Annotated in this window: 8 protein-coding genes and 2 pseudogenes; 4 read left to right on the top strand and 6 right to left on the bottom strand. The window is 51.4% G+C overall.

Annotation, left to right across the window (positions count from 1 at the left end; all coding sequences use genetic code 11):
* Positions 1 to 39: 39 nt before the first annotated feature.
* From J1G48_RS19385 to J1G48_RS19375, 3 genes and pseudogenes are all read right to left on the bottom strand, one after another.
* Positions 40 to 1344: a type I restriction-modification protein specificity subunit gene (locus J1G48_RS19385; RefSeq protein WP_000863534.1), complete on the bottom strand. Its 1305-nt coding sequence runs from the start codon at positions 1342 to 1344 to the stop codon at positions 40 to 42.
* Positions 1334 to 1513 (bottom strand): annotated as a pseudogene (locus J1G48_RS19380) (DNA methyltransferase); the annotation flags it as partial. The pseudogene J1G48_RS19380 and the gene J1G48_RS19385, both read right to left, overlap by 11 nt.
* Positions 1507 to 2763: pseudogene (locus tag J1G48_RS19375) on the bottom strand (NERD domain-containing protein/DEAD/DEAH box helicase); the annotation flags it as partial. The pseudogenes J1G48_RS19380 and J1G48_RS19375, both read right to left, overlap by 7 nt.
* Before the next feature lie 416 nt (positions 2764 to 3179).
* Here J1G48_RS19375 and J1G48_RS19370 point away from each other — a divergent pair.
* Positions 3180 to 3467 (top strand): BrnT family toxin, encoded by a 288-nt coding sequence (locus J1G48_RS19370; protein WP_001131963.1) that lies wholly within the window; start codon positions 3180 to 3182, stop codon positions 3465 to 3467.
* The gene (locus tag J1G48_RS19365) at positions 3454 to 3756 is read left to right on the top strand and encodes a BrnA antitoxin family protein (protein WP_000063142.1); all 303 of its coding nucleotides are present in this window, start codon (positions 3454 to 3456) and stop codon (positions 3754 to 3756) included. The genes J1G48_RS19370 and J1G48_RS19365 overlap by 14 nt, the downstream gene beginning before the upstream one ends.
* A 74-nt stretch (positions 3757 to 3830) precedes the next feature.
* Here J1G48_RS19365 and yjiA read toward each other — a convergent pair whose 3' ends face one another.
* From yjiA to btsT, 3 genes are all read right to left on the bottom strand, one after another.
* Complete coding sequence (gene yjiA / locus J1G48_RS19360; protein WP_000187843.1) at positions 3831 to 4787, bottom strand: GTPase; 957 nt, start codon at positions 4785 to 4787, stop codon at positions 3831 to 3833.
* Between the two features lie 10 nt (positions 4788 to 4797).
* Positions 4798 to 5001 carry a YbdD/YjiX family protein gene (locus J1G48_RS19355; RefSeq protein ID WP_000460616.1) on the bottom strand — a complete coding sequence of 68 codons (204 nt, stop codon included), beginning with the start codon at positions 4999 to 5001 and terminating at the stop codon, positions 4798 to 4800.
* 94 nt (positions 5002 to 5095) lie between these two features.
* Positions 5096 to 7246, bottom strand: a complete 2151-nt coding sequence (gene btsT, locus J1G48_RS19350; RefSeq protein ID WP_000379928.1) for a pyruvate/proton symporter BtsT — start codon at positions 7244 to 7246, stop codon at positions 5096 to 5098.
* A gap of 366 nt (positions 7247 to 7612) precedes the next feature.
* On the opposite strand from btsT, the gene tsr reads away from it, so the two are divergent.
* Together tsr and J1G48_RS19340 are read left to right on the top strand one after the other, a co-directional pair.
* Positions 7613 to 9274 carry a methyl-accepting chemotaxis protein gene (gene tsr / locus J1G48_RS19345; protein WP_000919512.1) on the top strand — a complete coding sequence of 554 codons (1662 nt, stop codon included), beginning with the start codon at positions 7613 to 7615 and terminating at the stop codon, positions 9272 to 9274.
* Positions 9275 to 9596: 322 nt separating this feature from the next.
* Positions 9597 to 12362: a sigma-54-dependent transcriptional regulator gene (locus J1G48_RS19340; RefSeq protein ID WP_001224208.1), complete on the top strand. Its 2766-nt coding sequence runs from the start codon at positions 9597 to 9599 to the stop codon at positions 12360 to 12362.
* Positions 12363 to 12413: the final 51 nt, after the last annotated feature.

Genomic DNA, 12413 nt, shown 5'->3' with positions numbered 1-12413 from the left:
CTTAACAGAAAGCCCCTGATTTTTCAGGGGCAAAATGGGTTATGCGGGTTCGGTTTGTTTGGCTAAGTTTGGTAGATCCTCCAGGGACAGCTCGCCGGAGATGAGTTTGGGGAGCAGGGTGTCGCGGAGGTTTGTTAAAGCAATATTTTGATAATTATTATTCAGTATTTTTGAAAAATAATTTTTAACAAGCAAAGAATAGCTATTTGTTAATTCTTCATTGCAAAAAGGAACTTTAATATTTTTGAATGTATCTCTTGTTATTGTGTTGAAAACTGAGCCGTGTCCCATTTGTTGAAGGGTTTGGACTGCATTTTTTAATTGGAAGTAAATATATTCATCAGAAATATTATTTTTACCGATAACACCATAGCATGACTGATTCATTGCCATCGGTACAGCAACCATAGCGCATTTCCCTACAGTTCCTCTGGCGCTGATTATTGTTGTTCCTTTTCTTAATAACTTTGCGGAGGAATTGTTGAGTCCTTCAATGGTAATTTTTTTCTCTGTAGTTAATACGTATACGTCGGATTCACTAGGTGCATCGACGACAGAGAACCATGGAATATCTCCATTCCAGAACTCTTCTACAGAGGTTTTAGGTGTGCCACCACCAATTAGTTCTATCAAATCGTTGAAAGATGTTGTTATCCAACCTTTCGGCATCCAACCTAACTCTGTTTCTTCAAATTCAGCCGGGAACAGTGCACGAATATCCGCCGGAAGTGGTTTGAAATCTGCACTATTGCGAATTTTTTGACGCAGTTCAGCGCGAGATTGCAGCGCTTCCGGGATTGGGTTTCCCGCATCCAGCGCGTTGTCAATCACCGGGTCGAAATCCACAAACCAGGATTTGAACAGGGTTTGGGATATTTGTTCCAGGGTATGGTTGAGCTCTTTATTTAATTTTATTTTATCATCTAAAATGCCAATAATATCAGAAGCTTCTTTTTCATAACTATAGCTGGTATCCGCTACGAGTATTCCACTAAGGTGATTTCTATTTAATGTGGGCACACCTGAGCCAACATTAAATTGGCTAAAATCAATACTTCTAAGTAAATAATAAACAAATCTAGGGTGGTGCCCCTTAAAATCCTTAACCCACAATGTTGTGTTTAAAGGCCAAAAATTAGTTGTTATATACTGACCACCACCAATGCTACCACTTCGCCCGATAACAACACCTGGAGCTAGAACTTTCTCTTCATTGTGGTAACCAACAACTCCCGTTGAAGCTACGACTGGAATATCGCCCATAACTCTTTTATCTTGAGGTAAATCGAAACCTCTTTGAAGAGTGATAAATTCATTGAGTGGGATTGTCTTTTCAAATGCCATAACCCAGCACCTCCAGATTCTGACGAATCGCGTTATCCAGTTCTTCCGCCTGCTTCATCTGTGCAAACAACGTCTGCGACAACTCGCGCATTTTGGTTTCAAACGCTACGCCGTCGTCTTCCTGCTCGGCGGCACCGACATAACGGCCCGGCGTCAGCACAGAGTCGTTCGCCCCTGAGCTTTAATGCCGACGCTGGATAAGGTGAAGTCGAGCGCTTTCTTTTTCTGATAAATTGATTGTGCATCATCATAAAGGAAAAGCAGTGTGTTATTTTTGGTGTCTGCCATTCGGGTAAGAATTCTTAGCCACTCAGGATTAAAATCGTGGCCTTCGTCGATCAGCACGGCGCTGTACTGCTCTGGCTGGATGATTCCATCCTCAAAGGCGATAGAAAGGGCATTTTCCATTAGCTCAACAAAGTTTTTGCTTTTTGGCGGTAGCCGTCCATAAGACTGTAATTGTTGATGACACCATAAATGAAAATGTGTGACCTCAACAGGAAGCCTGAGCGTATGTTTCTCAATAAGGGCTTTGAGTTTTCTGGCGAGCGTAATGTTGTAGCAAATGACCAAAACAGGTTTTTCGTTTTCAATATTATTTGCAAGTTCGAGGCAACGGTGAAGTAATATCAGTGTTTTACCAGATCCTGCAACGCCATGAATCACCCGATGTCCGGACCCCATGCTTCTTGCAAGTTGTTCCTGTTGCCGGTCCATAATGGATATAATACTTGGTGTGTGGAGTGTGAAATTCTTTACATCAGCTTGCTTAATGGGTTTATGGATTCGAATATCAGGATAAAGATGCCATCTTATACGATCCAGCTGCTGAGGTGTAGTCTGGTGAGCAAAGTTGTATTTGGCAAGTAATGCGAGCCTGGCAGCTACTTTTTCCTGAGACATAAATTCATTGAGTTCATCCTTACATATCACCTTATCGGTAGGGAGTATGTCTGCAAGTTCGGTAGGTGAAAAGGCTTTCTCAAGCTGAGAGCGAGAAATATTGGACAGATACACGCCGTATCCATACGGCATAACAAAACTGCCCTGATATTGGCCTTCTTGCTGGCGAAGTTGTGGATCTGTTTTGAGGCTATTAATGGTCTGGAAAGCATACTGACGAACTTGCTCAATAGGATTTTTTAAACTTTCTATACCATTTTTAGTTTCATACTGGACATATGTTTTATTAGCACCTTTGATTTTTGTAATAAACCAGTCCTTAACTTCAATGAATAATATACCTTTGTCGGGGGTCAGAATAACAAAGTCAGGATGACTATGTTGTTTGCCCATCGGCGTGTCGTACCAGCAGGTACAGCTATCGCTTAACCCTCTCTCCAGTAGCCTTGCCAGCCTTTTTTCGCCTGCTGTAATTTTCTCGCTACAGCTACTTACGGTGGGAATAATGATTGCCATATTACACCTATATATTCATGCGATTTATGCTATTCAAGCAAAATAACGCAAAATCAAATAAATTAAAAACTTCGTTTTATTTTGATAATTTTAACAAATATTACTGAAATCATAAAGAAGAAGAATATTTATGATAAATTAATCATTCCCTTTTCGGAGGGGGAATGGACGGAGGCGATAGACGCCTAATGCCATTCTGCACGAAGCGATGCTGCGAGAGCAAAATAAGAAATAGCCAGAAGATGCCGGATGCCGGATGCCGGATGCCGGATGCCGGCTGCGCCTTCTGCGGCCTACTCTTCTGGTCAATTTTCTTTTATCTCGAATACGCAAATTGTGAAGCTATTTCCAACAATCCAGGTATAATCGTAAGATAATTGTATATACATTTTTGTATATACAATTAGGGAAAACACATGCCGATGGAGTTTGAATGGGATGCGAACAAGGCTAAAAGCAACCTGAGGAAGCACGGTGTCCGCTTTGAGGATGCGGTACTGGTGTTTGACGATCCCCGACACCTGTCACGTCAGGAGCGTTATGAGAATGGAGAATATCGTTGGCAGACCCTCGGCCTTGTTCATGGCATTGTGGTCATTCTGGTTGCTCATAGCGTTCGGTTCGAAAGTGGTTTTGAAGTTATCCGTATCATCAGCGCTCGCAAGGCAGACAGAAAAGAGAGGAATCGTTATGAGCATGGTTAAACATAAACGCGGCAATGCATCCGCGCTGAGTGCTCAGCATGAGGCTGAACTGAAGGCGCTGGCGAAAAAATCAGATGATGAGATTGATTACAGCGACATTCCCGCTTCGGAGGATGGGCAGTGGTCTGAAGCAGTGCGTGGTAAGTTTTTTCGCCCGTTAAAAACTCAGGCCTCGGTGCGTATTGACGCCGATGTGATGGAGTGGCTGAAACGGCCAGGAAAAGGCTACCAGACGCGGCTCAATGCCATTCTGCGCGAGGCGATGCTGCGCGAGCAAAATAAGAAATAGCCCGAAGATGCCGGATGGCGGCTGCGCCTTATCCGGCCTACAAATTCCCGCCAGGCCAGATAAGCGCTTAATGGTTACTTCCTTAACCCCGCAAACGCCGCTCTGATCTCGTCTTCCGGCAACTGGATCCCGATAAATACCAGCGTGCTGTGCGGCGTTTCGTCGCCCCACGGTCTGTCCCAGTCGGCGCTGTAGAGGCGCTGCACGCCCTGGAACAGCAGGCGGTTGGGTTCGCCGTCGATCCACAGCATCCCTTTGTAACGCAGCAGTTTATCCGCTGATTCCAGCAGCAGGTTTTCCATCACCCGCGAAACCTCGCTGATATCCACCGGGTAATCCAGTTCCACCACAATTGACGACACATCGTTCTGTTTATCGGCAATAAAGTGGAAACGCGGTTGGCTTGCCAGCACGCTCTCTTCCAGCATAAAGCCGCTGGTATTAAACAACTGACTCAGGTCAATATCGCCGTGTACCACGGTGTAAACCGGGGCGCGGGCGTTGATACGCGCCAGCCGCTCGCGCAGTTTCTCGCTGTCGCCTGCCACGTCGGTTTTGGTCAGCAGGATACGGTCGGCGTAGCCTATCTGCGACTGGGCGATGGTGAACTGGTTCATCTGCTCGTTAGCGTGCACCGCGTCGACCAGCGCAATCACGCCGTCTAACAGGTAGCGTTCGCATAATACGTCATGGGAGAAAAAGGTCTGAATTATCGGGCCGGGGTCAGCCATGCCGGTGCATTCAATCACCAGGCGGTCGAAAGCAATATCGCCGCGGTCGCGGCTGTCGAGCAGGTCTAATAGCGCATCTTCCAGCTCGTTGGAGCGGGTACAACAGATGCAGCCGTTAGTCAGGGTTTTGATCTGTGTGGCGCGATCGCCAATCAGTTGATCGTCAACGGAGACTTCGCCAAATTCGTTTTCGATAACGGCGATTTTAAAACCATGTTGTTCGTTGAGGATATGGCGTAGTAGGGTGGTTTTGCCGGCACCAAGAAAACCGGTAAGTAGGGTAACTGCAATCGGGGTCATAGTCTCTCCATTAACAACAGCGCATACCGCCTTTGCCATCGCCGCCGTAACGTGCTTGCTGACGTTCGCGGAAGAACTCTTCATAGGTCATGTACGGCTTGTCGGGATGGTTGGTTTTCATGTGCTCGACATAGTTGTCGTAGTCCGGAATACCAATCAACATTTTTGCCGCCTGGCCGAGATATTTTTTTGCCTGACCTAAAGTATCAAACATTCTGCCGTCCTGTTAATGAATAAAGCCGGATGGCGGCTTGCGCCTTATCCGGCCTACACTAGCCGGGATCGCTGTGCGCTACCCGGCATCAGTTTTAGTGGTGTGAAGAGATCTTCACGCCGCCCTCCGGCACGGGCACATACGGGGTTTCTTTGTCGGTACGTTTATCGCTGTTGCGTACCTTCATCCAGGTGGTGAAACCGTAGAAGATAATACTGTACACCACCACCAGGAACAGAATACTCAAACCAGCGTTAGTGTAGTTGTTCACCACGATATGGTTCATATTGGCAATCTGCTGCGCGGTCAGGTTGGTGCCGTTGGCAATCTTCTCTTTATACAGGTTTGCCATGTAGAAGAAACCTTCCATCTGTGGGTTGGCGCTGAACAGTTTCAGGCCCAGTGCCCAGGTGGTGCAGATCAGCAGCCATACCGCCGGGATTACCGTCACCCAGATGTACTTGGTGCGCTGCATTTTGATCAGTACCACGGTGCTCAACACCAGCGCCACGGCGGCCAGCATCTGGTTAGAGATACCGAACAGCGGCCACAGGCTCTTCACGCCGCCCAGCGGGTCGACCACGCCCTGATACAGCAGATAGCCCCACAAACCGACGCAGCCTGCGGTACCGATGATACCCGCGACCAGAGAATCGGTTTTTTTCAGGAACGGGACGAAGTTACCCAGTAAATCTTGCAACATAAAGCGGCCGGAACGGGTACCCGCATCCAGTGCGGTCAGGATAAACAGCGCTTCGAACAGAATACCGAAGTGATACCAGAAGCCCATATCCGCCATCGGCAGGACTTTGTGGAACACATGCGCGATACCTACTGCCAGCGTTGGCGCGCCGCCTGCGCGGTTCAATACTGACGGTTCACCGATATCTTTCGCAGTTTGCAGGATTTGTTCCGGGGAAATCACAAAGCCCCAGGAGCTGACGGTCGCCGCTGCATGTGCGGTAACGTCTTTCAACTGCGCCATAATCAGCGGCGCGTTCTCGCCGCCCATCTCGTGCAGGTTTGGCATGGTAATGCCCAGACCTGCCGGCGGGGTGTTCATCGCGAAGTAGAGACCCGGTTCAATGATCGAGGCCGCCACCAGCGCCATCACTGCAACAAAGGACTCCATCAGCATCGCGCCGTAGCCGATAAAACGCGCATCGGTCTCACAGGCCAGCAGTTTCGGTGTGGTGCCGGAAGAGATGAGCGCGTGGAAGCCAGAGACGGCGCCACAGGCGATGGTGATGAACAGGAACGGGAACAGAGCGCCTTTCCACAGCGGGCCGGTACCGTCGACATACTGCGTCAACGCCGGCATTTTCAGTTCTGGGTTGAGGATCACAATCCCCAGCGCCAGACCGACGATCACGCCGATTTTCAGGAAGGTAGCGAGATAGTCGCGCGGGGCGAGGATCAGCCATACCGGCAGCAGCGCGGAAACAAAGGCGTAGCCGATCAGCGCGAAGGTAATGGTGGTGTCTTTAAAGGTCAGCGCCGGGCCCCAGTAAGGGTCGTGGGCAATCACGCCGCCGAAGTAAATAGACGCCACCAGCAGCACGATACCAATAACGGAGACTTCGCCTACGCGTCCCGGACGCAGGAAGCGCATGTAGATGCCCATAAACAGCGCAATCGGCACCGTGGAGCAGACGGTGAAGACGCCCCACGGGCTTTCGGCCAGCGCTTTAACCACGATTAATGCCAGCACCGCGAGGATGATGATCATGATTAAGAAGCAGCCGAACAGCGCGATGGTGCCTGGAACGGTACCCATCTCTTCTTTGATCATCTCGCCAAGAGAGGCGCCGTTACGGCGGGAAGAGATGAACAGCACCATAAAGTCCTGCACTGCGCCCGCGAGCACCACGCCCGCCAGTAACCACAGTGTCCCCGGCAGATAGCCCATCTGCGCGGCCAATACCGGCCCGACCAGCGGACCTGCGCCAGCGATGGCGGCGAAGTGGTGACCAAACAGCACGTAGCGGTTAGTCGGCACGTAGTTCAGGCCGTCGTTATTGATAACCGCCGGCGTCGCGCGCGTCGGGTCGAGTTTCATGACCTTCTGGGCGATGTACAGGCTGTAGTAGCGGTAAGCCACCAGATAGACGGAAACGGAAGCGACCACGATCCACAGGGCGCTCACGTGTTCACCCCGACGTAGGGCAACGACCGAGAGGCAGAAAGCACCGATGATTCCGAGAATCACCCAGGGTATGTGCTTGAATATCTTTTTCGTATCCATAGTAAAACCTGGTTGTAAGTTTAATTATCAGCCGAAGCTGGGTGGACATTGAGTTCGTGTTTGAGGAGGTAGATTGACTGCTATGCTGAGAGGATCTTGCCAGATCATCGCGCGCGTAAAGTTAGGTAAATCAGTGAGTGGTTGTATGGCGGTTTAAGCGGTCGGACGTACCGGTAAGCGGTTTCGCGGAGGAGGGCGTGGGCTATTTTATGTGATTGAGATCACGATATAAAATGGGACGATCCTTGTTGCGCGGGGCGTCATAACGACTTCACTGAGCTAATCGTGATATTAATGGCGCGCATCCCATAAAGTTTTCCCTTTCCAGGCCGAAAATTCTGTATCTGTCTAGCGGAAAGAGAAAACATGTTAAAGCGAATTAAAATTGTTACCAGCTTACTGCTGGTATTGGCGCTATTTGGCCTTTTACAACTGACATCCGGCGGGCTGTTCTTCAACTCGCTGAAGAATGACAAAGAAAACTTCACCGTATTGCAAACCATTCGTCAGCAGCAGTCTGCCCTGAATGCAACCTGGGTGGAGCTGTTGCAAACGCGTAATACCCTGAATCGCGCGGGTATCCGCTGGATGATGGACCAGAGCAATATTGGCAGCGGCGCAACTGTCGCTGAACTGATGCAGGGGGCGACCAATACGCTGAAGCTGACCGAAAAAAACTGGGCGCAGTATGAGGCGTTACCGCGCGATCCACGTCAGAGTGAAGCGGCTTTCCTTGAGATCAAACGAACCTATGATATCTACCACGGCGCGTTGGCGGAGCTTATTCAGCTTCTTGGCGCGGGTAAGATTAACGAGTTTTTTGATCAACCGACTCAAAGCTATCAGGACGCTTTTGAGAAGCAGTACATGGCCTATATGCAGCAAAACGATCGTCTGTACGATATTGCTGTTGAGGATAACAACAGTTCCTACAACCAGGCGATGTGGGTACTGGTCAGTGTGCTGATTGCCGTTCTGGTGGTCATTATCGCCGTCTGGTTCGGCATCAAACTGTCGCTTATCGCCCCGATGAATCGTCTGATTGAAAGCATTCGTCATATCGCCAGCGGCGATCTGGTGAAGCGTATCGACGTGGAAGGCTCCAACGAAATGGGGCAGTTGGCTGAAAACCTGCGTCATATGCAAAGTGAACTGATGCGTACCGTTGGCGATGTACGTAACGGCGCGAATGCGATCTATAGCGGCGCCAGCGAGATTGCGATGGGCAACAACGATCTCTCTTCCCGTACTGAGCAGCAGGCAGCGTCTCTGGAAGAGACCGCCGCCAGTATGGAACAACTGACCGCCACCGTGAAACAGAACGCCGAAAACGCCCGTCAGGCCAGTCACCTGGCATTGAGCGCCTCTGAAACAGCGCAAAAAGGCGGCAAAGTGGTGGATAACGTCGTACAAACAATGCGCGATATCGCCTCCAGTTCGCAGAAAATCGCCGATATTATCAGCGTAATCGACGGTATTGCTTTCCAGACCAATATCCTGGCGCTGAATGCGGCGGTAGAAGCGGCGCGCGCAGGCGAGCAGGGACGCGGGTTCGCGGTGGTGGCCGGTGAAGTCCGTAATCTGGCCCAGCGGAGCGCGCAGGCAGCGCGGGAGATCAAGAGTCTGATTGAGGATTCCGTGAGCCGTGTTGATGTAGGTTCGACGCTGGTCGAAAGCGCCGGTGAAACCATGGATGAGATCGTCAATGCAGTGACCCGCGTGACCGATATCATGGGCGAGATTGCCTCGGCGTCTGACGAGCAAAGCCGTGGTATCGACCAGGTGGGCCTGGCGGTAGCGGAGATGGATCGCGTAACGCAGCAGAACGCCTCGCTGGTGGAAGAGTCCGCCGCCGCGGCTGCGGCGCTGGAAGAGCAAGCCAGCCGTCTGACCCAGGCCGTCGCGGTGTTCCGTATTCAACAGCAACAGCAGCGTGCGCGTGATGTGGCTGCGGTAAAAACCCCGGCAGCCGTGTCGTCACCAAAGGCCGCTGTGGCCGACGGCAGCGATAATTGGGAAACGTTTTAAGGGCGTATGGTGAACAGTCGGCCTACAGACGACCGTAGGCCGGATGAGATGTTCACACTTTTGCCTGATGGCGTAGCGCTTACCAGGCCTGGCAGTCCGCGCAGGCCGATTTTAAACCAGCATCAGGCGCATGGTGCAGCGTGATTCATACGCCAGGCCGTGCGCCGCTTCCTTCTCTCTTTTCTGATATCGCGCGCTAATCCAACGTTGAGTGAAGGTGTGCGGTGATCCACAAAAAATGAATAAAGCGAGAGAACGCACGGCAGGAGAGCCTTGTTTCGCGGCATCATAATTGCTGATGTGGTAATCGTGAGAGGATACGATGCGCAAAGATGCCCTGCTTGCTTTCCTGATGAACCAAACGGATTTTTTTGATCCGGAAAATGTCAGTGAGGTGTTTACCGCGCGCTATCTGGCGCAGCGTTTTAATATGCAGCGTAATACCGCCAGCCATTATCTGAACCAACTGGTGGCGCAGGGCGTGCTCTGCAAAATCAATACCCGTCCCGTCTATTTCCTGCATAAGCAGGCATTTAGCCAACAGTTTTTTACCCTTTCGCGTAATGAATACGCCAGCGTCGCGGAGCTGTTAGCGCACGGGGAACAGGAGTGCGCGCCGGACGATCACTTTTCTCTGTTGATTGGTCATAACGAAAGCCTGAAGCGGCCGATTGAGCAACTGAAAACCGCGCTGTTTTATCCCGACGGCGGACTGCCGCTACTGATGACCGGCGAAAGCGGCACCGGGAAAAGTTATCTGGCGCAGCTCATGCACGAATATGCCATCGCCCAGGCGCTTCTGTCGCCGGATGCGCCATTTATCAGTTTTAATTGCGCCCAGTATGCGAGCAATCCCGAACTGCTGGCTGCGAATCTTTTTGGCTATGTGAAGGGCGCGTTTACCGGCGCGCAGAGCGACAGACCGGGCGCGTTCGAGGCGGCTGACGGCGGCATGTTATTTCTGGATGAAGTCCACCGGCTGAGCGCCGAAGGGCAGGAGAAGCTCTTTACCTGGCTCGATCGTGGTGAAATTTATCGGGTAGGCGACACCGCGCAGGGGCATCCGGTTTCGGTACGTCTGGTATTTGCGACGACCGAAGAGATACACAGTACCTTTCTGACGACATTTTTGCGACGCATCCCGATTCAGGTCAACCTGCCGGATCTCCAGCACCGTAGCCGCCAGGAAAAAGAGGCGCTGATCTTACTGTTTTTCTGGACGGAGGCGAAAAAACTTTCGGCCACGCTTATCCTCAAACCGCGTTTGTTGCAGATCCTCAATCAATATGTTTATCGCGGCAACGTCGGCGAGCTGAAAAATGTGGTGAAGTATGCGGTGGCGACGGCATGGGCGAAAAAGCCTGGGCAGGAAACCGTTACCGTGTCGCTGCACGATCTGCCGGATGCCATGCTGTCGGCATTGCCGTCACTGAATGAACCGCTGGCGGACGACACGCCGGTGAGCATCTCGCCCGACACGAACCTTACCTGGCTGCTGCGCGCCCGCGACGAGATGCAGGGCATGATCCATGATACGCAGTGTCATGTGCTGGCGCTGTACGAGCTGGTACGTAGCGGGAAAGAGGGGTGGGAGACGGTACAAAAAAGAATGGGCGATGAAATTGAGACCCTCTTCGATCGCCTGATTTTTACCGGCGACGATAATGTGCACTCACAGCGGTTGCTGTTAATTACAAGCCAGGTGCGGGAAGAGTTTTATCGTCTGGAGAAGCGCTTCAATATGCAGCTTAACGGCAACTGTATTTACGCGCTTAGCCACTATTTAATCCATCGTACCGCACTGGCGCCTTCTCGTCTCAACAGCGAGCAGATCCGCCAACTGGACGCCTTCCTCGCCCAGAAATATCCGCTACTGTACAGCTTCTGTTTACAAATTCTGGAGACGCTGGGCCAGAAGCTGGATCTGGAGCCGAGACGCATTGATATGCTGCTGCTGGCGCTTTGGCTGCATAAACAGGGGGCTAACAACCAAAAACAGGTGACGCATGCGGTGATTCTGGCGCACGGCTATGCCACCGCCAGCAGTATCGCCAACGTCGCCAACCGGCTACTGAAAAATACGATTTTTGAATCGTTCGATATGCCGCTGGACGTCACGCCGGAGGCGATAGCGCAGCAGGTGATGCGCTATCTGGAAGAGCATCCGCTCGCCTCCGGCCTGATGATTCTGGTGGATATGGGATCGCTCAAGGCCATTCATCGCCATTTTGATCGCGCGCTTTCCACGCCGGTGACGATTATCAACAACGTCTCGACCAGCATGGCCCTGTATGTAGGGGAGCGTATTTTACAGGGGCATTTTATTGAAGAGATCGCCCGCGATATCGCCCGGGATGTGCCGGTCGAGTATCAGCTCTACTGGCCGAAAAGCAACAAACCGCGCGCCATACTGACCACCTGCGCGACCGGTATCGGTGTGGCGACGAATCTTTGCGCATTGCTGAGCGCCAGTATTCCACAGGCGCTGGAGATTGACGTCGTCGCCTGCGATTATGCGATGCTGGCGAACAATAAAACCCAGGAGCCGGTATTTATGCGCTACGACGTACTGGCGATAGTTGGCACGCTGGACCCGCACATCGCCAGCGTGCCGTGGATTTCGCTCGACTCGCTGATCTCCGGCGAGGGGAACCACTACCTGATGCGGCTGTTTGGTTCGCTAACCACTCCGGAGCAGGTGGCGGAGATCAACAACCTGCTGCTGAAAAATTTCTCGCTCCGACGAGTGATCGAATCCGTCACCATCCTCGACACCAGCAAAGTCATCAACCACGTTGAGCAGTTTCTGCTGCGCTATGAGCATCTGGCGGGCGTTACCGTCTCGAATGAAAGAAAGGTGGCGCTCTATGTGCATATTAGTTGCCTGATTGAGCGTCTGATCCGCCATGCGGGCATTACTGCCTGGAGTGGGCAACAGTGTCCGGAACAGGAACTGAATCGGCTACGGGAAGCGTTTAGTGTCATTGAGAGTAACTACAGTGTCAAAATCCCCACCGCCGAGCTTGGCTATATTCATAATATCCTGACCTTCGAAACAGAACTTATCGAGCAAGATCAACAGTTTTAACTATTTCCCTCTGTTAACCCGCATCTTTTTTCGGCGCGCCACTTTTTCTGG

Origin of the sequence: Salmonella sp. SAL-020, from assembly GCF_017372215.1 — a bacterium.
GTDB classification, from domain to species: domain Bacteria; phylum Pseudomonadota; class Gammaproteobacteria; order Enterobacterales; family Enterobacteriaceae; genus Salmonella; species Salmonella enterica.
This window is presented reverse-complemented; position numbering and strand designations above follow the sequence as displayed.